The 21,022-nt window shown below is 61.7% G+C and carries 19 protein-coding genes and 1 pseudogene; 10 read left to right on the top strand and 10 right to left on the bottom strand.

Features of this window, described 5'->3' with window-relative positions; translation table 11 throughout:
* Positions 1 to 150: 150 nt before the first annotated feature.
* Together K8U03_25280 and K8U03_25275 are read left to right on the top strand one after the other, a co-directional pair.
* The gene (locus K8U03_25280) at positions 151 to 1,110 is read left to right on the top strand and encodes a transposase (protein ID MCE9608211.1); all 960 of its coding nucleotides are present in this window, start codon (positions 151 to 153) and stop codon (positions 1,108 to 1,110) included.
* Positions 1,111 to 1,128: 18 nt separating this feature from the next.
* Positions 1,129 to 1,362: pseudogene (locus tag K8U03_25275) on the top strand (transposase).
* Here K8U03_25275 and hisI read toward each other — a convergent pair.
* Entirely contained in the window at positions 1,359 to 1,817 is a 459-nt protein-coding gene (gene hisI, locus K8U03_25270; protein ID MCE9608210.1) for a phosphoribosyl-AMP cyclohydrolase, read from the bottom strand. The pseudogene K8U03_25275 and the gene hisI sit on opposite strands and share 4 nt — an antisense overlap.
* Before the next feature lie 437 nt (positions 1,818 to 2,254).
* Here hisI and K8U03_25265 point away from each other — a divergent pair, with 437 nt between their 5' ends.
* Both K8U03_25265 and K8U03_25260 read left to right on the top strand, forming a co-directional pair.
* Positions 2,255 to 3,052, top strand: a complete 798-nt coding sequence (locus K8U03_25265) for a glycosyltransferase family 2 protein (GenBank protein MCE9608209.1) — start codon at positions 2,255 to 2,257, stop codon at positions 3,050 to 3,052.
* Between the two features lie 438 nt (positions 3,053 to 3,490).
* A complete protein-coding gene (locus tag K8U03_25260; protein ID MCE9608208.1) occupies positions 3,491 to 4,315 on the top strand; it encodes a hypothetical protein in 825 nt (274 codons plus the stop codon).
* A 189-nt stretch (positions 4,316 to 4,504) separates the two neighbouring features.
* Here the strand turns inward: K8U03_25260 and K8U03_25255 are convergent, their stop codons facing one another.
* The 5 genes from K8U03_25255 to K8U03_25235 form a co-directional block, all read right to left on the bottom strand.
* The gene (locus K8U03_25255; GenBank protein MCE9608207.1) at positions 4,505 to 5,509 is read right to left on the bottom strand and encodes a MoxR family ATPase; all 1,005 of its coding nucleotides are present in this window, start codon (positions 5,507 to 5,509) and stop codon (positions 4,505 to 4,507) included.
* A 29-nt stretch (positions 5,510 to 5,538) separates the two neighbouring features.
* Positions 5,539 to 8,643: a VWA domain-containing protein gene (locus K8U03_25250; GenBank protein MCE9608206.1), complete on the bottom strand. Its 3,105-nt coding sequence runs from the start codon at positions 8,641 to 8,643 to the stop codon at positions 5,539 to 5,541.
* A 105-nt stretch (positions 8,644 to 8,748) separates the two neighbouring features.
* Positions 8,749 to 10,689, bottom strand: coding sequence for a VWA domain-containing protein (locus tag K8U03_25245; protein MCE9608205.1), 1,941 nt, complete (start codon positions 10,687 to 10,689; stop codon positions 8,749 to 8,751).
* A gap of 104 nt (positions 10,690 to 10,793) precedes the next feature.
* Complete coding sequence (locus tag K8U03_25240; GenBank protein MCE9608204.1) at positions 10,794 to 12,116, bottom strand: MFS transporter; 1,323 nt, start codon at positions 12,114 to 12,116, stop codon at positions 10,794 to 10,796.
* Positions 12,117 to 12,119: 3 nt separating this feature from the next.
* On the bottom strand, positions 12,120 to 13,136 hold the full coding sequence (locus K8U03_25235) for a methyltransferase (protein ID MCE9608203.1): 1,017 nt from the start codon (positions 13,134 to 13,136) through the stop codon (positions 12,120 to 12,122).
* A gap of 380 nt (positions 13,137 to 13,516) precedes the next feature.
* Between K8U03_25235 and K8U03_25230 the strand changes: the two genes are divergently transcribed.
* The 3 genes from K8U03_25230 to K8U03_25220 all read left to right on the top strand — a co-directional run bounded on the left by K8U03_25230 (position 13,517) and on the right by K8U03_25220 (position 15,418).
* Entirely contained in the window at positions 13,517 to 13,906 is a 390-nt protein-coding gene (locus K8U03_25230; GenBank protein ID MCE9608202.1) for a hypothetical protein, read from the top strand.
* A 347-nt stretch (positions 13,907 to 14,253) separates the two neighbouring features.
* Positions 14,254 to 14,673 (top strand): Dabb family protein, encoded by a 420-nt coding sequence (locus K8U03_25225; GenBank protein MCE9608201.1) that lies wholly within the window; start codon positions 14,254 to 14,256, stop codon positions 14,671 to 14,673.
* Positions 14,674 to 14,893: 220 nt separating this feature from the next.
* Entirely contained in the window at positions 14,894 to 15,418 is a 525-nt protein-coding gene (locus tag K8U03_25220; GenBank protein MCE9608200.1) for a hypothetical protein, read from the top strand.
* Between the two features lie 81 nt (positions 15,419 to 15,499).
* Here the strand turns inward: K8U03_25220 and K8U03_25215 are convergent, their stop codons facing one another.
* Positions 15,500 to 16,291, bottom strand: coding sequence for a hypothetical protein (locus K8U03_25215; GenBank protein ID MCE9608199.1), 792 nt, complete (start codon positions 16,289 to 16,291; stop codon positions 15,500 to 15,502).
* Between the two features lie 366 nt (positions 16,292 to 16,657).
* On the opposite strand from K8U03_25215, the gene K8U03_25210 reads away from it, so the two are divergent.
* Positions 16,658 to 17,584: a hypothetical protein gene (locus tag K8U03_25210; GenBank protein MCE9608198.1), complete on the top strand. Its 927-nt coding sequence runs from the start codon at positions 16,658 to 16,660 to the stop codon at positions 17,582 to 17,584.
* A 40-nt stretch (positions 17,585 to 17,624) separates the two neighbouring features.
* Here K8U03_25210 and K8U03_25205 read toward each other — a convergent pair whose 3' ends face one another.
* Both K8U03_25205 and K8U03_25200 read right to left on the bottom strand, forming a co-directional pair.
* Positions 17,625 to 18,065, bottom strand: a complete 441-nt coding sequence (locus K8U03_25205; protein ID MCE9608197.1) for a hypothetical protein — start codon at positions 18,063 to 18,065, stop codon at positions 17,625 to 17,627.
* A gap of 59 nt (positions 18,066 to 18,124) precedes the next feature.
* The gene (locus K8U03_25200; GenBank protein ID MCE9608196.1) at positions 18,125 to 18,652 is read right to left on the bottom strand and encodes a hypothetical protein; all 528 of its coding nucleotides are present in this window, start codon (positions 18,650 to 18,652) and stop codon (positions 18,125 to 18,127) included.
* A 189-nt stretch (positions 18,653 to 18,841) separates the two neighbouring features.
* On the opposite strand from K8U03_25200, the gene proC reads away from it, so the two are divergent.
* Positions 18,842 to 19,654 (top strand): pyrroline-5-carboxylate reductase, encoded by an 813-nt coding sequence (proC, locus tag K8U03_25195; GenBank protein MCE9608195.1) that lies wholly within the window; start codon positions 18,842 to 18,844, stop codon positions 19,652 to 19,654.
* 31 nt (positions 19,655 to 19,685) lie between these two features.
* Here the strand turns inward: proC and K8U03_25190 are convergent, their stop codons facing one another.
* The gene (locus tag K8U03_25190; GenBank protein MCE9608194.1) at positions 19,686 to 20,453 is read right to left on the bottom strand and encodes a class I SAM-dependent methyltransferase; all 768 of its coding nucleotides are present in this window, start codon (positions 20,451 to 20,453) and stop codon (positions 19,686 to 19,688) included.
* 279 nt (positions 20,454 to 20,732) lie between these two features.
* On the opposite strand from K8U03_25190, the gene K8U03_25185 reads away from it, so the two are divergent.
* Positions 20,733 to 20,978: a hypothetical protein gene (locus K8U03_25185; protein ID MCE9608193.1), complete on the top strand. Its 246-nt coding sequence runs from the start codon at positions 20,733 to 20,735 to the stop codon at positions 20,976 to 20,978.
* The last annotated feature ends 44 nt before the right edge of the window (positions 20,979 to 21,022 follow it).

Genomic DNA, 21,022 nt, shown 5'->3' with positions numbered 1-21,022 from the left:
AAAACCCCGATACAGCCCGCCAAGGCCGCATCGGGGCAAGACCAGTCCGGCGGCTAGCGCCAGAATGCTCCTAAGCAATTGCATTCTAACACGCGATACCGCCCAAACAACGGGATGGTTCCGTCCATGGATGCACGCAAGCAGAGCGGCATGGCGATCGCCGCGACTTTCAGGATTGATCGCCAGGGAGATTCGTTCTTTGTTCCAAGTCAGTCCGGGAATGGCCGCTACAAGGTTACGCCGAGCGGCACGAGTCCGCATTGCAGCTGCTCCGACCACGAAACGACGGGCGGGAAATGCAAGCATATCTACGCCGTCGAGTTCTTTATGCAACGAGAGCTGTTCGACTACAAGGAGGAGCCGGCCCCACTTCCGCCGAAAGCAGAGCGCAAGATCTACTCTCAAAACTTGACGGCATACAACCATGCGCAAACCCACGAGAAGGATAGGTTCCTTGACCTACTGCGCGACCTATGCCTTGGAATTGTCGAGCCGGCGCGATCGAAGGTCGGTCGTCCGCGCCTGCCGCTAAATGACGCGGTGTTCGCCGCGTGCTTCAAAATCTTCAGCACGGTTTCCGGTCGGCGTTTCATGAGCGACCTAAGTGCCGCGCACGAAAAGGGGTTCATTGAGAAGCTGCCGCACTTCAACACGATTTTCAATTCGTTGGAGAATCCCGACCTAACGCCGATCTTAAAGGCGATGATCGAGGAAACCAGTTTGCCACTCAAGTCAGTCGAGCATGACTTCGCTGCCGATTCGTCGGGTTTCTCAACCTCGCGATTCATCCGCTGTTTCGATCATAAATACGGCACCGTGCGACAGCAGCACGAATGGGTCAAGGTCCACCTGATGTGCGGAGTGAAGACGAACATCGTCACGGCCGTGGAGATTCGCGACAAACTGGCGCAAGACGCACCCCTAATGCCCGATCTCGTGAAAGCCACCGCGAAGAGCTTCAAGATCGCGGAAGTGTCCGGCGATAAGGCATACGGCAGCTACAAGAACTACGATGCAATCGAAGCCACGGGCGCGACACCGTTCATACCGTTCAAGAACAGGACTCACAACGGCAAGGGCGATGGACTCTGGAAGAAGATGTACCACTAATTCCAATACCGTCGTGGTGAGTTCCTAGCGCACTATCACAAGCGGAGCAACGTCGAATCGACGTTCAGCATGATCAAGGCAAAGTTCCGCGATCACGTGCGGAGCAAGACGGACACTGCGATGGTCAACGAAGTGCTCTGCAAAATCGTCTGCCACAACATTTACGTGCTGATCCAAGAGACGCACGAATTCGGAATCGACACGACTTTTTGGGCAGGAACTTCACCTGCACAACAAGTCGCTATAATCTAGGACTTCTTGTGCAAAGCCCCCGGCGGGAGAAGGGTCGGGGTCGATCCTGGAGATGGGAGAGTTTTGTTTCCATAGACCTCGGCCGGGTCGAAAATCGGCTCGGCGATGATCCGCACTCCGGCCGGAGTGATCTCGCGAAAGAAGCAGCTTACCCGGCCCGTGTGGCAGGCGGCTCGGCCGTGTTGCCGCACCTTGAGCACGAGGGCGTCGCCGTCGCAATCGGTGAGAATCTGGCTCACCGTCTGGTAGTGGCCGCTCTCTTCTCCTTTGCGCCAGAGGCGTTGTCGGCTCCGGCTGTAATACACGGCCCGACCGGTCGCCAGCGTTTCGGCGAAGCTCTCGGCGTTCATGAAGGCGAGCATGAGGATCTCGCCGGTCGCCTCGTCTTGAGCCACGGCCGGAAGCAGGCCGTCGCCGGCGGAGAAGTCGGGGAAAACGGCGGGTACTTTCGACAAGAGACGACTCCGACCCAGCACGCTGGAAAAGAACGAGGGAACACCTTTCTCAAGGATACGCCCCGCCGCAAAAGGTTACCAGCAGCGTACGATCGGCAGGATCGGCCCGCTCGCGCCTCTTACAACCGGCAGAGGGCGCGACGCCCTCCCTGGGGCGCGCCTTCGGCATTTCGGGCCTGATCGCTATCGTCGCCAGAGGTCGTTTGTCGTTTTGCAGACTAGAGTTCCGTTCCGCGTCCGGCCGATGCTATCAGGCGGAAGCTTCGCGCTTCCAGGGCGGCGCCGTCGATGGAGTTGCGGTTCCGCGGGCCCTTCGGTTTGCCTTTCTCGCCTGGGTCGAATCCCGTGCGAAGCTATGGCCGATCGACATGGCCTCCACCGCGCGGGAAATGCGGGAGCACTCAGGAAACGTTTCGCAATCACTTAGGAATCGTCTTTTGAATCCCTCGCTAACCGTCGTCCTGCCGCTGCACAATGTCGAGTCGTCGCTACCGACCCTACTTACCGAACTCTTGGAGATCCTGCCGGAACTGACGCCCCGCTTCGATGTCGTGATGGTCGACGACGGTTCGACCGACGGCACGATCGACACGGCTCACGAACTGTCGCTCCAGTTCCCTCAGGTGCAGTTGCTCGTCCACCCGACGAAGCTCGGAGCGCAGGAAGCCCTGCGGAGCGCGCTGCGCTACTCGCAAGGAGAAACGCTGCTCGTCTGCCGCGACCCGGCCGAGTTCGATCCGCACGAGCTCGCCAAGGTTTGGGGCTCCCTGACGTCCGCGGTCGCCGTGGCGGGGATGTACGAAACATCCGGCGGAGTCGGGACGATTCCACGTCTGCCGGCCAAATCGAGCGCGACGAAGCCGGGGGCGAAAGCCGCCGAATCGCCGCTGCCCGACCTCTTGCTCGTTCCCCGGCGCTTGCTGCTCGGCTGGCAACAGTCGGGCGATCGGCAAGGGCTGCTCACGCATTTACGCACCTCCGGCTTCGCCATGCCGATGGTAGCCATCCGCAGCCGCCGGAGCCGGGCACCGAGCCTAGCTACCTTGGCCGCGGGGATCCGTCGCGGTTTACAGGCCCGACCGAGCGGCGCTACGGCTCGCCGTGCGGAAAACGCCGGCCGCCGCACGCCGGCCTCCGGTGGTGAACATACTAAGATCGATTCGCCGACCGGTGCCCAAGTGCGCGGCCCGAGTTACCTAATGTCGCGGTTGCGGGCCTTCACCTGGGGCGAGTAAACACGGGGCATGTCGTGCCGGGTTGAGATGGGCATGAGACCGTTTCCCGCTCCACGATTGTCCTGAGTAGGCCGCGTCAGTTTGTCGCATTCCGAGTTTCCGATCCGGCTTCGCTCGAAGCACGGGTCGGCGACGCGATCCTTGAAGTTCGTGGCGTTCTCTCTTGTTTGTAAACGGGGAGTGCGCTATTATTTGGGTGCTGCCCGAGGCGTCATATCTTTCGGGTCGGCAACCGGGTGAATTCTCACCTACGGCTCAGTCGACGTTCGTTCTTTTGAGTGACAGGGCAAGTGTCATTCGAGTGCGAGGAGTTCGGTCGAAGCGATGAGCGGCAAGTCACTTCCTCAGTGCGCAGTCTTTTAATGCGCGCTCGTTCGAGGTGTCTGTCTACTGTCACGACGTCCGCGATCGCTCACATCGGATCATTTCAAGTTGCCCATGAGCATTATCGATTTCAATTTGCTAACTCGCACTCCTTCTCTTGCGCTGCAACCCGGCATGCTTGCCGGAGCGTCGCGAGAACAGAGCTCGCGCGAACACGCTTCGCACGACGAGCCAGCGGGTAATCCGCCGCCGTCGCCAAGCGACTCGGTCGTGGATCACAAGAGAGCAGAGCGCAAGGAATTGAATGCGCCACTCTCGGAAGTCGCTCAACTGCATACGGAGTCGGAACGCTCGATGAGCACCGGCTTGTCGTCGGCCGTAGCGCGGGCCGTCGATGGTCCTGCACTGAGCAATTCGGCCCAGAACAATTCAACACAGAGCGGTTCGGCGCACGCCGTCGGGTCGTCGAAGTCGGCCGGATCCGAGATGCACCGCGTGCGCGAGGTTCGTCGCCAACAGGGGATCTCGATCAAGCGTGCTTCGCAGCACTTGGAAATCTCGGTCGAAGAAGCACGTCGCCAAGAAGAACCGACCGCCGACCTCACGCTCGCGCAACTCTTTGCCTGGCAAAAGCTGTGTGAAGTTCCCGTGGCCGATCTGCTCGTCGAGCCCGACTGCGAGCTCTCGCCTCCCGTCTTGCAACGGGCCCGCATGGTCCGCGTGATGAAGACGGTGCAAGCGATCATGGAGCGTACCGGCCAAGTCTCGGTCCAGCGCCTCGGGCAGACGTTGGTCAACCAACTCGTCGAGCTGATGCCGGAGCTCAAGGGGGTCAGCTCTTGGCACGCCGTCGACCGCCGCCAATCGTGCAACCAGAACGCCCGCATCTTAGAGAGCAATTATCTCCGCCCGGCGGAAGACGAACCGCAAAGCGAGTAGAGCAGCCCGCAACTTCGCCGGGGCTCGGTTTCCTCTCTACGCGCGCTCGCTAAGAGCTTCTTTGCGCCAATGGTCACGGCACGCGGAGCGTGCCTACAACGTTGCAGGCACGCTCCGCGTGCCGTAGCCGAACGCTCGCCGGAAAATTTCTCACCGGCCACTGACCACCGACCCCTGACCACTTCCCTCTCACGCCTCCTTCTGCCGCGGCACCTTCTCCAAGAGTTCCTTCAACACCGCGTCCGGCTCTACGTTCTCGGCCTGCGCTTCGAAGTTGAGCAAGATACGATGCCGCAGCGCGGGCAGCACGACGCTGCGTAGATCGTCGTAGCTGACGTTGAAACGCTCGTTTAAGAGCGCCTTCACTTTCGCGCCGAGCACCAAGGCCTGAGCGCCGCGCGGGCCGGCCCCGAACCGGAGCCATTTGTTCGCCCCTTCGGCGGCGTGCGGGCCTTGCGGGTGCGTCGCGAGGATCAACCGTACGGCGTAGTCTTGCACATGCGGCGCGATCACGACTTCGCGCACGAGCCGCTGCATCTCCAGAATGCGCGGGCCGTCGATCACCGGTTCCGCTTCGTCGTGTACCGAACGGGTCGTGCGATCGAGAACCGTGTTGAGCTCTTCCCGCGTCGGGTAGCCGGCCAGCACCTTGAAGAAAAACCGGTCGAGCTGTGCTTCGGGAAGCGGATAGGTCCCTTCTTGCTCGATCGGGTTCTGCGTCGCCAATACGAAGAACGGCGGCTCCATGCGGAAGGTCGTGCCGCCGATCGTCGCCGAACCTTCTTGCATCGTTTCGAGCAGGGCCGATTGCGTCTTCGGCGTGGCCCGATTGATTTCATCGGCCAAGAGCACCTGCGTGAAGATCGGGCCGCGACGAAACTCGAAGGCCCGTCGGCCGTCTTCCGATTCGACGAACATATTCGTGCCGAGAATGTCGGCGGGCATCAAGTCGGGCGTGAATTGAATTCGCGAAAACTGCAATCGCAACGCTTGCGACAACGTCCGCACGAGCAGCGTCTTGCCGAGCCCCGGCACTCCTTCGAGCAGGCAATGCCCGCCGACGCATAAGCATGTCAACACGCCGTCGACGACTTCATCGTGTCCGACGATCACGCGCTTCAACTGTTCACGCACCGCACGATAGTCGCGCAAGAAGCTTTGGGCTCGGTCCTGAATCGTGTCGGCGATCGTCATTCGCGAATACCTTGGTGGGCTGCGGCGGGCTAGAGTGTCGGTTCGTCGGGTTGCGGCGGCGAGTTTGGAGGCGGATCGCCGTCTCGGCGCTCGGTCCATACTTTACGCTTCGCCCTCAGCAATCGCGAGGTGTAGTCTTCGGCCGGAGCCGCATTCGGCGTCGCATTCGGAACCGAGGCCGAAGGGGTCGCACGGTTCCCAAGTGTCCCCTGATTCGCCGGCGCAGAATCGACGTTGCGCACGGGATCTACGCGTGGCTCGTTCGCCGAGGGTGCTGCGGCGGCCGTCGCGCGGCGCTCGTTTACCTGCCGCGCGATCTCTTCCTTGCGGCGCTTCAAGCGTTCCATGTGCGGTTGCGCCGCGGCCGGCGCCGTGCGCCGCAGCACGCGCGCTTGCAGCCACACGAAGCCGATCCAAAGCCAGCGGCTCTCGAAGGCGACCCGGCGAATGAACACATCGGCGACGAACAGCAGCACCGCCGCGAGCACCAGCGCCGGCCATAGGTCGCGCCGGCCGGATGCCTTCGCCAGATCATGCCGAAAGAAGTCGACCCCCAGCGGCGCGGCCGTCGTCGTAAGCCCGTTCGAGAGGGCCGTCGCGAGCATGCCCGGGCCCCCACCCTTCGGCTTCAGCGCCGCCAGGCTCGTCAGCAGGGAGAGGTTCGGCTCGCGGTCGCGCAGCTCGGGCGAGTAGGAAACATTCACGCCCGTGCGCAACGTCGGCCTTCCCGCTCCCGGTCGCACGACGACGAAGTAGCTCCCGATCTCGTCCGTATCGAAGGCGGCCGAGTAGCGCCCCGGCGCGACTTGTTCGAGCTGGATCGGCCTCGGTTTCAAGTCGGGGCCGATCACCGAACCTTGCGGATCAAGCAAGTTGAGATACTCCCCTTGCTCGTCGACCGCCGTGACGACGATGCGCCCTTGGCCGTCTTGCGCGTCGGCGTGAACGGCATAACGCCCGCCGGCCGTCGGAGGTCGCATCGTCCAACGGACGAGCCCGGTGAGGAGTCGATCGAACTCCGGCCACGTTGCCCATTGCGTGGCCCAAGACTTGCCGCAGTCGGTCGTCCAGACGGCGGTTCGGCCGAGCCCGTACGTCCAAGTTCCGGCAATGGTTCCGGACCCTTCGGCCGCGAACGAAGGATTCGTAATCAACGTCTGCACCAGCGGGCTGCGCTTGGTGCGCGTCAGTACGAAGCCGGTCAGCGGCGGCAACGGGCCGTCGATGCCGCGCAGCACCTCGTGCCCGGCCGATTCCCGTTGCACGGCGAAGCCCTCTTTCTTTTCGAAGATCAACGGTCGTGCGATGCGCATCGCTTCCTTCATGAAGATGCGCGGGATCGTGCGCGGATGGTTCACCAGATAGAACTTGCCCCCTCCTGCGCGGGCGATGCCGTCGAGGAGCGTCGTCGCGGAGTCGGCCCCTAGCGCCACGCAGCTGGTCGTGATCCCTTGCTTGCGCATATTCGCGGCGAGTTGTTCATAGTCTTGGCCCGCGGTTTGTCCGTCGGTCAGCACGATGACATGCTTCACCGCGGCCGGCACTCCTTGAATCGCTTCGTAGCCCGCTTCCATGCCGGGGCGCATGTTCGTACCGCCGCCGGCCGAGAGTCGGTCCATTCTGCGGATCACGTCGCCGACCGATTTGAATTGATGCATCGGCACGATCCAATGCGCCTCGGAGTCGAACGACACGACCCCCGCATAGTCTTTCGCTCCGAGCACTTTCACCGCCGCGACCGCCGCGGTCTTACACATCTCCAATTTCTCGCCCGACATCGAGCCGGAGCTATCCAGCACGAGCATTAGCGCCCCGCTCGGCACCACCTCGACGTTCTTGATCTGGAAGTCGACCGGCATCATTTCTTCGAGCGGCGTATTCGCCCAACCCCCTGCGCCGAACGAATTCGATCCGCCGAGCATCACGAACCCGCAGCCCATTTCTTGGACGTTGGCTTGGAGCATGCGGATCTGCTCGTCGGAGAAGTTGACGACGTCGTCCGCTCCGTCGCCGCTGGTACGCGCAACGTCGGCGAGGATCACGGTGTCGAAGCCGATCAACTCGGCCGGCGAAGCGAAGAGCCGGTTCGTCGGCATCGTCACCACCTCGAGCTTCTCGCGCCGGAGCGCTTCGACGAGGCGTTCGTGTCGGCCGCGGCGTTGAAAGTCTTCGATCAATAAGACCCGGCCGGCCCCTTCGACCTGCGTGAAGTTCAGCGATTTGTTGTTGAGCACCTGCGCGTCGACTTGCGGGTCGTCGGGCGTGAATCGCGCTTCGTAAACGTAGAAGTCGGCGTCTTCGAGCGTTTGGCGAATCGTCAGCGAGCGCTTGCCCGGCGCAAGCTCGACGTGTTCTTTGCTGAGCACCGTCACGTCGTCGCCGTGGCGACGGAGCAGTTCGACGCTGCCGCCGATGGCTTTGGCGTCGGCGTCGGGCGAGGCCGTGTTGTTCAATAAGACTTGCACTTGAAACGGCTCGCCGCGGCGCGCGATCGCCGGCAGCGAAACCTTTTCGACGAGGATATCCCCGCCGGTTCGATAAGTGATCGGCACCACATCGACGCCGATTCCTTGATCGACCGCGCTGCGCGCTTCGGCATAGACATCGCCGAGGTTGGCGTTGCCGTCCGTGACGACGACGATGCGCTGCGCCGCATCTTCCGGAAAGGCCGCTTGCGCGAGGCTGAAGGCTTCGGCGATGTTCGAGTATTGTGGATCGACCGTGGCTTCGAGCGTTTCGCCGAGTCGGAGCTTGCGGTCGAGCGGCGGCGATTCGACCCGCGCCTCGCGCCCGAACGCGATCACTCCGACCGAGTCTTGGTCTCCTCGTTGCTCGGCGATCGCGCGGTTCACGTATTCGATCATCGCCCGCCGCTGCCCCTCGGGCACGCTCAGCGAGCGGTCGAGCAAGTAGATCACGGTCAGGCGATCATCCGTGCGGACCCATTGCATCTCGGCGCAAGCCGCGACGAGCAACATCCAGACCACGCCGCGGATGAGGAACGCGATGGTCCCGCGCACGCGCCCAAGCGACGTGAGCGTACTTCGACCGAACCACCAGATGAGCGGCAGCGCCGCGGCCATCCATAGGTAGACGGGTCGATCGAATTCGAGATGAAACGTCGAGGGGTCCAAGCAGCGAACCTTGCGGGTGCCGAAGTCGATGACCGTTTGTTTTCACGCCGACGTTCATCATACCCCGTTTCGCAGCCGTCGCGACTCTTTGTTCCGAGCGGCGATTTACTGATGGGGGACTTTCACCGACTTGCCGCGCGGGTCTTCATGGCTTTCGCGAAACTCGATGCCGAACGGCCGCGTGAGTTCATATTCGGCACGCGCTCCCCACGGAGTGCCGGCGTGGTCTTGAACGATCTTGCGATAGAGCAGGGCCGAACGCTCGCGGAGCGCGGTCGTCTGCGGATCGTTGGCGAGAGTGCGCTGTACGAACGCGGCATTCCAGGCGTTGGTCTGCCGGCTCTCGCCGAGCTCGTTCTTGATCGCTTTAGGATTGCGCACGAATGCGCCGACATAAGCGATGTAGTCGTGGAGTCGGGCCTGATAGGCGAGCGTCTGTGCGTAAGCGACGTCGAAGTTCGCGCGCCAGCGAATGCTGGGGTCGCGGTCCCGCTGGTGGGCGACCCCTTCGAGCGCTTGTTGCGCTTGTGCGAAGTATTGAATCAGCGTCGTCGCTTTCTTGATGTTTGCTTCGGCTTCATGAGCATACGCGGCGCGCTCGATCGGCCAGCCATGCAGCCGAACTTGAATCAAGGCCTCGCGCTGCTTGTCGTAAGGGTTCAAGTCGGTAATGACTTTCCAGAGCATGGCCCGCAGCGGATGCTTGTCGCGCTCGGCGGCATAAGCCTCGCGCGAGCTTAAGTCGGGCATGTAGGTGCGCAGCGAGTCGGGATCGTAGTCGCGCACCTCGCGGCGGACGAGATTCGCTTCGGGGCTCGGCAGCATGAAGAAGACGCCGCCGGTTTGCCGCGCCATGCGCGATTGCTCGTACGGCCCGAAGCCGGACGGATGGGCATCGTAGCGCCGCTGGAAGCCGTCGACTTGAAGCTGTTCGGGAAACGGACTCTCCGGCCCCCGATCTATGCGGATCCAACAGCCGTACTTCGTTTCGGGATCGGTCCACCGAATGTGCGCGTACGGATATCCGAACACCGCTTCGCGCCCGAGCACGTAGATCGGACACTTCGCGACGGTCGCGGTTTCGATCGTTCGTTCGAGGTCGGAGAAGTTCGAAGTCTGATCGCCGCTTTCGTCGGTAACGAGGATGCACATCAATTGCCGATTTTGTTGCTGTGCGAGACGCTGATGTTGGTCGATCGAAAACGTGACCGCACGACACATCTTTTCTTCGCCCGAAGGGTCGTTCGGCACGGCCTGAATCGCGGCCATGATCTGCTCGGTGTTCGAGGTCGGCTGCGGCGTGTGCATGGCGACGTTCGCGCCGTAGCTCGTGACGGCCGTGAGCAGGGCGTCGTTCTTGACGGCTGCCGAGAGCCCGAGCTCGACGTAAACCCGATCGATGCGGGCCGTGATCTCGGCTCGATCGTCTTGCATGCTTTCGGATTGATCGAAGACCCACACGAGGAGCACCTTGCTCTTGGCGAGCTTGTTGAGAATTTCCTGCGTCATCCGGTCCATCGCGTCGGTGTAGCTCGGCGCGCTTTGCGTACTGCCGGGAGTGCCGAACGGCACCGTTTGGACGAACGCATCGCGCGACATGGCATAGATGTTGTTGACGCCGACTTCGATGGGAGTCGTCGCGCTGCGTTGCGGCTGCTCCGCAGAATTCAGTTTGGGGCCGGCGGAAAGCAAGCGGGGATTGTTGTTGCCGTAATGATCGAGATGCCGCGGTAAAGAGTCTGGTCCCGTGGTCGTGATCTGCGTTGCGGGGACGATCGACTCCGTCAGTTTTTCGATGATCTCGATCGGATCGGGCAGATCTTCCATCACGGCGAAGGGGCAGGCGTGCGGACATAGCGGAGGAGCGACGTTGACGATCAGCCCGAGGATGAGCAGCAGGGCGAGATGCACGACCATGCTGCTGCCGCCGGCGGCGATGCTCCAGACGATGCCGCGACCGACGATCGGACGCTCTTCGACCGCGAGTTCTTCCGTCAGAGGTGCAGTATCCGAGGAGGCGTGCGCTGTCAAAGAATCGATGCCCATAAGGAACCTCGCGCTGATCACGATGACGATGGTCGGAGCGAGAGGCTATTCAGGCAGCGCGGCCGATTTTATTCCCAGTTTAATGCGGGAATAGTTCAGGCCTTTCAACGCGAAGCGTCGGGCGTTTCTCGGCGAGCGATGAGTTTGCTCCACGCGTCGGCGCCCGGTTCCGGCACCGTCGCGACGATTGCCGCACCCGCGGAACGCATGATGAACGCCGCCAAGAAGAAGAGGTGAAACTTATCCAGCGACCAACCGAAGAGGGAGAAAGTCTCGCGACCGAGACGATCGAACAGATACCCTCCTGCGAGCGTTCCGACGACGAGAAAGAGACTCGTCAGCGCGTGGTAAGCGGAGAGGTGTGCGGCACGTTGCTCGGGCCCGGCGAGCCGCATGGTAAGGTTCGGCAAACAAATGTTGATGCCCGCATAAGCCGACCACAACAACCATGCCCCGTAGAGCCAATAGGGCTGCGCGGGAGAAGCGATGAAGTAAAAGAGCGGAGCCGCGCCGACCGCGAGTTGGCACAACACTAATACCGGTCGGTTACCGTGTCGATCGCTCCAAGGGCCGGCCCACGCGCTGATGCCGATCTGTCCGAGGCGCATGACCGTTTGCATGCGATTCATCGGCGCCAGCCCGAGCCCGAGCACTCCTTTGGGAAGAATGTTTTGAGCGATAGCGAAGAGCCCGTTGAAGAACGAAAACCAACAGCCGTAGAACAGCAATCGCCGCGAGGCGGGATCGTAGAGTGAGGCGAACAACGCGCGGAATGCGAAGCGCGGGAGATGCGCCGCCGTCGGCGCGAGCTGCTTGGGACGCGCGGCAGGCATCGCCAGGAGAGGCAAAAGAGAGATTAAGAGCACGACCGCGCCGCAGGCGACGAGCGCTCCGTAGAGCGTGGCCGTTTGGCTGCGATCGGCCGTCGTGGCCCGATCGGCAAGTTCGCCGGAGAGAAGCAGCGTGGGGATGATGACCGCCAGTTGCAGCATGTTGCGACGGGCGAAATAGCGGCCCCGGATGCGGCGCGGAATGAGATCGGCCAGCCATGTCCACAGGGCGACCGTCGCGACTTGCTCCAACAACTGATGAACGCAAAGCAGCCCGATCAGCGCCGCGAGTGCGGCACTACGATCGATCTCGTGTCGGCCGACGCTCACGATCGCCGGCACCGCGAAGAGCAGCAGGTATGCGACGGTGCTCAAGAGCAAGCAAGTGCGCTTGGTGCCGCCGAGCGCCGGGATCGCGACCGGGGTGAACAAGCGAAGCAGGCCCAAGAGGGCCGGGGCGGCTTGGAGGTAGCTGAGTTGCTTGCCGCCGGCCCCGAGTTCTTGCGCGAGAAATACGATGAGCATGCCGCTGGTCAGCGCGTTGCCGATCGACCAAATCATCGCGGCGACGTAGCTGAAGAAGATGGCTCGCCGCACGGATTATTTCTTGATCCCTTCGAGAACCGAGATTTCCGTTTGCGTCGCCACGATGCGCGTGAGCTCGAAGCCGGCTTGTGCGTACAGTTCGTGAAATTGCCGCTCGGTCCGTTCGAGGCCGCCGGGAATGAGCATCATCGTCAGGTCGAGGAACTTCGCGCCGAAAGGTTCGTTGCCCGCTGGGATCACGCTTTCGACCAGCAACAACTTGCCTCCCGGCTGCATCGCGCGATGGCAATTGCGGAGGATCGTGAGGGATTTTTCGTCGTCCCAATCGTGAATGATATGCCGCATCAGATACGCATCGGCACCGGCCGGAACGTCTTGGAAGAAGTCGCCGCTGACGAGCCGACAGCGATCGCTAAGCCCCGCCGCGGCGATGCGCGGAGCGGCCCGTTCGACGACTTGCGGTAGATCGTAAAGAATTCCTCGCAGCGACGGATGGCGTTGTAATATGGCGATGAGTTTCGAGCCGTTGCCGCCGCCGACGTCGGCCAAGACGCCGATGCCGGAGAAGTCGTAAGCGTCGAGCACCGCGGCCGTTTCTCGACCGTGGATCGACGTCATCGCGCTATCGAACGTGCGGCCCTTGTCGGGATGTTCGGAAAGGAACTGAAAGATCGGCATTCCGTAGAGCTGCTCGAAGGCGTTCTCTCCCGTTCGTAATGTTTCCAACAATCGTCCGTAAACGTAATAGTGTTCCTCGCCCATCATCAGCGCGAAGGCCAGTTGTGAGTTTTCGACATCGGGACGAAGCAACTCGCCTAACGGCGCGAGAGAAAACACGCGTTCGTTTCTTTCCGTGTCATCTTCCGTAAACAGGCCTATGCTCGCTGCCGCGCGCAACATACGGAACAGCAGCTCCGGTCGCGTTTTCGTGGCGGCGGCAAGATCGTCGACGTGGCGAGGGCCCGCGCTGAGCAACTCGGCGATGCCGAGCTTGGCCGTCGCGTAAACGACCTGCGACACGGCATAACCGGAAATCATCCTGCTGAGCGCGGCGACGTTGTGATGGTTCATGAAAGAGAGAGTCCGCTGCGAGTTGGGTGCGAATATCGTTACCGGTTTTTAAGCCGCGATCGTAATTCGAAGATAATAGAGGATAGCGCCGAGCCCATTATAGGAGAGCGTGTTTTACGATGTGATGTTTAATGGAGAGTGAGCGAGACGCAACTATCGTAAACGATGCCGCCATCCTTTAGGGTGGGATTGACATTGCGTAGGCAAAGTTTAGTGTGTGACGTTGTTTAAGCAATTAAGCCGGTTACTTTACCGGCATCGTGTGATGAAGTTTGCCGAGCGGATTTAGGCAATCGCGCCAACAACAAGCCCGATGCGATTCCCTCGTTCAACCTGATTACTTGTCCCGACTCCCTATTTTTATTGCAGGACTATAGAGCATGGCGAAGAAAGCACGTACCAAAGCAGCCCCGAGCAGCGACGCAGCAAGTGCGGGCCGCGGCAGCAAGACCGCGGCGATTAAGAGCTACATGGCGGCCCACAAGGGAGCGATGCCTAAAGAGATCGTCGCGGCTTTGAAGGAGCAAGGGGTCGAAGTTTCGCCGAATCTCGTTTCGATCATCCGTGCCAAGCTGAAGGTCAAGGGCTTTCGTAAGAACAAGAAGTCGTCCGGTGGTGCCGATACCGGCGGCGCGACGACGTCGTCGGCCGGCAACGCCTCTGCGCTCGAAGCGGCTCTCACGCTCTATAAGGCTGCTCGCTTGAGCCCGGACGGCAACAGCACGAAGACGCGCCAAGCGTTTCTCTTGTTGGTCGAGACGTTCGGCTAAACAGCTCATTTTCGTCAGGCGGATTCAGCGGCGATGTCGCGACTTTCACGGTCGCGGCATCGCCGTGTCGTTTAGCTCGCCGGCTTTCGTTGTCTGGGTTCATCGCAGTTGCCGTTTCGGCCGTAGCGATGACTACCGACGAACATCTTCGTGAAACGCAAAACGCGGCGCTTGAACTCTGCGCCATGGCTTGTAGGATCGACGCGTGGTGCCGTCGGATGACGATGGTACGCTTTCGATCCTTCTGAAATTCTTCGGCCGAGGCCGGAACGGGAACCCATTACGTGAAAACCAAGACCATGTTTACGTCGTTGTTTTTCCTGCTTGCCGCCTCGGTTGGCGTGGCCATGATCGGTAAGCCCGCTCCGGCGGAAGATCGGGCCGGCTCGAAGCCCGCGACGGCGAAGGATGATGCAGTGACTACGCCGGCCGCGCGGCTGCGGCATGTCGTGTTCTTTAAGTTCAAAGCCGGCACGACCCCCGAGAAGCTCAAGGAAATCACCGACGCGTTCGCCGAGTTGCCGACGAAGATCGACGCGATTCGCGACTTCGAGTGGGGGACCGACGTCAGCGTCGAGAACCTCTCGAAAGGGTTTACGCACTGCTTCTTCGTCACCTTCGACGACGAAAAAGGTCGCGATGCCTACTTGCCGCACCCGGCGCATAAGGCGTTCGTCGATATCGTGAAGCCGTGCCTCGAGGATGTGTGCGTGGTCGACTACCGCGAGACACGTCCGAAGCCGGCTACCGCGAAAGAAAGCAAATAGCCGTTGAGACGTTGAAGACGTCGGGAACTCGACGTGATTGTTTGTCGAAACGCGCGCGGCATCGGCCTAGTGCGATGATTGGAGTTCAAAGTTACTCGACTCGGCTACTCTGCGAGGTGGTCGAGTCGAGTGTTGGTTATGTCGTGGTAAACATTGTCGTGAGGAGGTGGATTTTAGAAACGTCTTGATCTCAGGAACCTCAGGAACAAGGAACAGAGAAATGAAGACGAACACAAGAAGCATCTGGTTGTCGCCGGCATTGGTCGTGTCGGTGTGGTTTACCGGCGGCGGCGATTTCGCTCGGGCCGCGGACGCGCCGTCCGGCGGTGTCGCCGAAGCGTTGAAGAAGCCGATGGCGCTGGCGTTCGATCGCAACGCGCTCGATGCGACGCTCGCGATCGTCTCGGAAGAAATCGGCGTACCGATCGAGTTCATCGGACCCGACTTACAAGCCGAGGGGATCACGAAGGTGCAAGCGCTCAGGCTCGACGAGAAGTATCAGCCGGCCGGGCAACTCTTGCGCAAGATCCTCAAGAAGGCCGATCCGTCGGAGAAGCTCGTCTATATCATTAAGCCGAAGACGCCCGGCGGGCCCGACATGATCTTCATCACGACTCGGGCCGGCGTGGAGAAGCGCAAAGACAAGCTTCCGGCGGAGTTCGAGTTGCCGAAAACTGAGTTGTCGAAAACGGCGACGAAGCCCTCGGCGAAACCGGTTCCGAAGCCGAAACCGAGGAAGAAGTGAGGTGCTCGCAGGCCCAGAGTCGTGAGCCCAGAGTCGTGAATCTGGGGCGCGGGTTCTGTGGCGAGTGGTGGAATCTTGTCGTTACTTCGTCTCGAAGTCGACGAGTTCCATCTTCGTCCGTCGTAGCAGCCGGCCTTGGGTATCGAACTCTTCCGAGGTCTGACTGACCAAGCCGCCGGGGATCTCCGGGCAACTTACGGCCCGCGAGGTCGTCTGGCCGCGCGGATGCCGCTGCACGATCCGGACTTCGGCGACTTGGCGCGAGCGGGCCATGATCCTGAGTTGCGAGAGAGACAATACTTCGTTCAGCGTTTCGCCGATCAGGTTGCCCGTGGCGACGTCGGTCGTCGTCGTCAGGCGGCGCAGCACGAACGGCGTCGTTTGCGGAGCGATCCACGACTTCGTGATGAGCCGGCGTCCGTTGACCTCGGCCTCGGAGCGATGGACTTCGCAGCGGTAGGCGCGGCCGTCGATCTGGAGTTCTTCCGGTTCGAGTTCCGTCGTGGCGGCCACTTCGGGAGTCTCGCCATGCACTCCTTGTCGCATCTCTTGCGGTGCCGTGTCGAGCTTCTTGCCGCCGACTTCGAGCGAGGCTTGCACCTGGAGCGTGAGCGCGGTGTCGTTCGACGAGGCGAGCGTCATCCGGGTTTCGCACGTATGTCGCGAGACGACGTTGCCGCCGTCGCCGAGGGTTTCGATCCCTTGCTGCAGCACGACCCAACTGCCGGGCCGGAAGCGCCCCCAAACATGAAACCGGCGCCCGAAGCCCGCGGCATCCGCATCGGCCGTAGCGCAGGGAAGCGCAGCGGCAAGCGCGCCGAGAAACAGGGCGCAGCGCAGAGCGGTGGGTCGGTAGGGGTGGGGCAAACGCATCGAAGTCCTCAATGGAACTAGACCATCCTAATGTTTTTGTAGGATTAGTGAAGGTGGGGGCTTGTTTGCCGAGTCGTCGGACACTTGGTTTTCGGGGGGAAGGCCCGCTCGATCACTGGAAAAATCGCTTGTTAGACGCGCTCGCTTCGATTTGCTCATCGTTTCCAAACAGAAGCGATATAACGAGATACAGCTTCGCGGCACCGACCTCCTTGCATAACCGGCGCTGCTAGCGGAAACCTTTGGAAATACTTCTCACGATCCCATAGAAATCGCCTGATGAACGGGCGAATTTCAGGTCAAAACCATGCCAGGGCTGAATCTATGAACGAGCTTCGTGCCAGCCGGTCTACGCTTACTAGCGCGATGCGAATCGGTTTGTTACTCTCCGCGCTCGGACTCATAGCGACATTGCCTGCGCGAGTCGTCGCTCAGCCACCGCCGCCGCCGGCGGTGGCGAACCAGAGCGATGCGGCGAGTGAGCTGAACCTTCGTTTTCGCGGGGCGTATGCGCGAGCGCGCGGCGAGGTGTTGCGAGGCACCACGCCGATCATTTTGTTCGACGGCGAGAAACTCGTGCTCGTTGAAGGAGATCGCCGCCAAGCGGGAACGCTGCTGCCCGTCAAGTATCAGCGGCTCAAAGCGCTGGCGCACCTGCCGTTCACCGCATACTTGGAGCTGCGCGACCCTGCGACGAAACCGACCGCCGAGAACCTCGCTTCTTGGACGCAGCTGCGCAAGCTGATCGCGGAGGTCGAGCGCGAGTTGCCGACGTACGAATTCACGGCGGAAGAGTTAGCCCGGCAGCGGTCGCTCGCCGCCGAGAGCGCGCGGATCTTCGACGACGCTTTGGCCGGTGCGCCGCCGACGCGCGAGCAGCTCCTCGAGTTCACGCGCCGCATGGGCCCACTTCAAGAAGCCAACGCGGAAGCGGCGGCGGCGATCGAGCTCGATCACTATCGCCGGCAAGTCGAGGCTTGGCGCGCGAACCTGAGCGACGAACAATGGAACCGGCTAAGGGTCGTCATCGCGGGTTCGCAAATGCCGCGGCGCCGGCATCGAGTCGTGCAACTCTTCGCGGCGCTGCTCGAGGTGGCGGGGGAAGGGCCGCGGATCATTTATGCCGAAGCACTATACGATCCGGACAAAGCCTTGAACCTGCTCGGCACGCATCTGCTGGATTCGGAAAGCGCGGCGGCCTTTTTCGACGATCCTGCGCGATTGGACGAAGACCTGCTCTCGCGCGGAGCCGCGAAATACGTGCGGGAACACTTTCCGAAATCAGGCGGTTGAGCGAAGCGAGCGGCAACGTCTTATTGCGAACATAGCCGCTCTACTCGGACGTATTCGCCGGCTTCACGCCGTTGCGAGTTCGGTTATTATTGCCGCTGCCGGTCGTGGTCTGCGGGGCGGTTCTCAATGCCGCCGTTTTCGGTGCCGCAGCTTTGAGTGGCGTTCCCTTCAACGGTACTTCCTTCGGTGCCGCTCCCTTCGCCGTTGCGGCCGTGGCGGTCTCATCCTCATCCGTGGCGGTTGCCGTCGCTGCGGCGGTTTGCGTATTCGTTTGCGCAGCCGAGGCCTGTGCGGCCGGCATTCGAGCTTGTTGCCCGGCCGATGGGAACGGATCGTTCTTCACGCGCTTCATGAACGATGGGTCGGGCTCCGACGTGATCTTCTTCCGCATCGACGACTCCGTGCCCATCGGGGCGCAGCCGGAGCAAAGCACGGCCAGAGCCAGCGTCGTCATTGCGATCGAACGAGTGCGTATCGTCATGGAAATATCCGCTTAAGCCGCTTGATGAATCTAGTTGCGAATCCGATCGATAAACGCCGTTAGCGAACCGGTTGTTGCGAGAAGAACTGACCGGTCGTGCGCGGCTCGCTCTTCGTCTTCGACGAAGCGCCCCACAGGGCCGGCTTCGAGTTCTTGTGCGAACGAGGATCGGGATGCGAGCCCAACTGGAACGGGTTCGGCGCCGGCTTCGCAGCCCAGAGCGGCTTGAGCGTGACGATGTCGACGGTCTTCTTGGCGGCTTTCTTCGTGATCGAGGCGGTCTTCGACATCGCGGTCGTGGCGCCGTTGACGACGGACTTGCCCGCGTTGCTCATTCCTGCGCCGACGTTCCAACCAGAGCTTGAATCGGCAGGCGTACTGGGATGTGCATAGCCCGACGAGCGCGACGAACGGTTTTCCTTCGAGGAGTTGGCATAGGGCATGCCTCCCACGCCGTCATCGGATCGGGTTTCCGTTTTTTTCCACAGACTCCAGCCTTCGGCTTGTGTCGAAGCGGCAAAGACCGCGAGCGACAGTGCTGCAACGAAGAGCGACCATTGCCGGCGGCGACCCAAGAAGAGGTTCATCGGAGAGCCCTGAAGGAGCAATAAGGGAAGGGGGGCGGAGTGTGTCAAAACGTCGTTGGCGCGTCTATGTCGGTTTGCTCAATCCCCGGCTCGCAATTAAGATAGAACCGCTTGCGGATGCGCTCCCTGATTGCGGCACTGGCCCCTCTTGTTTCGATCGTCGTTCTCTCGTTCACGCCGGCAACGCTTATGACTTCCCCACGCCTTGGTTTCGTCGGTGCCGGCAAGATGGCCGGAGCCTTAGCGCGCGGGTTCATCGAAGCCGGCTTGGCGACCGCGGAATCGATCGCCGCTTACGATCCGGTCGCTGCCGCGGGGGAAGCGTTTACGAAGAACACCGGCGCGAAGCTCGTCGGTTCGAACCGCGCCGTTGCCGGCGAGGCCGAAGTGTTGTTCCTCGCCGTGAAGCCGCAGCAGATGCCTGCCGTGTATCAAGAACTACGTGAGGCCGCGGCCGGCAAGCTCGTCGTGTCGATCGCCGCCGGCGTGACTCTCGCAGCCCTCGCGGCAGGGCTCGGCCCGAAGGCCCGCTATATAAGGGTCATGCCGAACACGCCGGCCCTCGTCGGCCGCGGAGCTTCCGCTTACGCGCTCGGTCCCGGTGCCACGGCCGACGATGCCGCCCTCGTCGATCGGTTGCTCAACGCCGTCGGGCGAGCGTACCGGCTCGACGAAAAATTGCTCGATGCCGTCACGGGGCTTTCCGGCTCCGGCCCGGCGTTCGTCTATGTCATCATCGAGGCTCTGAGCGACGGGGGAGTGCGCATGGGTTTGCCGCGCGACATCGCCACCGGCCTCGCCGCGCAGACCGTGCTCGGGGCCGCCGCGATGGTCCTCGAAACGGGCGAGCATCCCGGCGTGTTGAAAGACCAAGTAACGAGCCCCGGCGGGACGACGATCGCCGGCCTCCAGGCATTGGAGCAAGGAGCCGTACGAGGCGATCTGATCGCGGCGGTCGAAGCGGCGACGCGACGCGCGATGGAACTCGGTAAGAGCTCTTAGGCGGTCATGCCGCTCAAGGCCGGCGCGTCGATCATGCCGGCCGGGTTGCGCTGAGCGCGAACAGCGCCGCTCGGTGGCGCAGCGGCGGCAGCGCGTGCAGCACTCGGTCTTCGAGAAAGTTCATGAACGGTTCGAGCATGCGCGGGCCGTTCGGAAGATGAAACGGTAAGAGACTTACCTTGACGTCGGTGAAGCCGGCGTTGCGCGCCCACTCGGCCAGCGTGGTTTCGCAGTTTAAGAATACCCGTTGCTCTTCAGGACGATTGCGCACGCGCAGCCAAAGCACCGGATTGCGCGGGTTGGATTCCAGAAACAGCATCCTTCCGCCGGGGCGCAGAGCGCGCAACAAGTTGCTCATGGCCGCGGAAGGATCGTCGAGATGATGCAGGATGTCGCAACCGAAGCCGAATGCAAACTCCTCGGCCTGTGGAAACGGTTGGTAGACGTCTTGCACTCGAAACTCGACCCGCGGCCGTGCGGCGCACCTCCGTCGGGCTTGTTCGAGCATGACGGGGCTGAAATCGGTGCCGACGATCCGCCGCTCGGGCAGGGCCTCGGCGACGAGTTGCGTGAGGATCCCGCCGCCGCAGCCGACTTCGACCGCGGCATCGTCGGCCTGGGGCAGCGCCGCGCGCGCCGCGTCGGCCACCTGAGCTCCCTTGCGGCGATAGGTCCGCCAGCGCCCTTCGACTTCGCGATAGGCTTCGTCGCCGGCCGTTAGATACTGGGCGGTCTGCGCTTCGCGAAACGAGGGGGACGCGTCCGGTGTTTCGGTATCGCTCGCTGCTTTCGGAGCCATGTCGATCCGCTTGCTGACGCTAACCGCTGGTCGGGACCGTGAAGTGCCCGGTATCTTAATCGGAAGCACGCCGGAGAAGTAGTCTCGCGGTCGGCGGTTGGTGCGGTGGCTGCCGAGCAGGCTCCGTTTCGTTACCGGCTCCTTAAAACCTCCTAATTCGAGCGGTTTTCGGCGACAGGGCGTTGCCGCCGGCGTTAGTTCGAGCCTTGTCGACTCGTGGTGCGTACAATACAACGGTGAGTTCTCTAATCCGTCTCTATGGCCCTGGGGTGACCGAGCATGTCCGGAAACATGTTTGTCATCGACGACAAGTTCATTCCGCTCTACCGCGTGTTGTGGATCGGCAAGACGCCGCACTATTGCGGCGAAGAAGATTGCATGCGCGAAGGCTACTACGAAGTACGCCTCGAAGACGGCGAGTCGATCTGGGGTAATCAAGAAGAACGAGACGGACTCCTCGAAGCGCTCGAAATCTGGTGCGGCGGCACCGACGGCGGCGAGCCTGAAGGGGAAGACTGGCGCTGAGGCGAAAACTAGAAATCAGAAACTAGAAACCGGAAGAGGGAGCA

This window comes from Planctomycetia bacterium (genome assembly GCA_021413845.1).
Taxonomy (GTDB): Bacteria; Planctomycetota; Planctomycetia; order Pirellulales; family PNKZ01; genus PNKZ01.
This window is presented reverse-complemented; position numbering and strand designations above follow the sequence as displayed.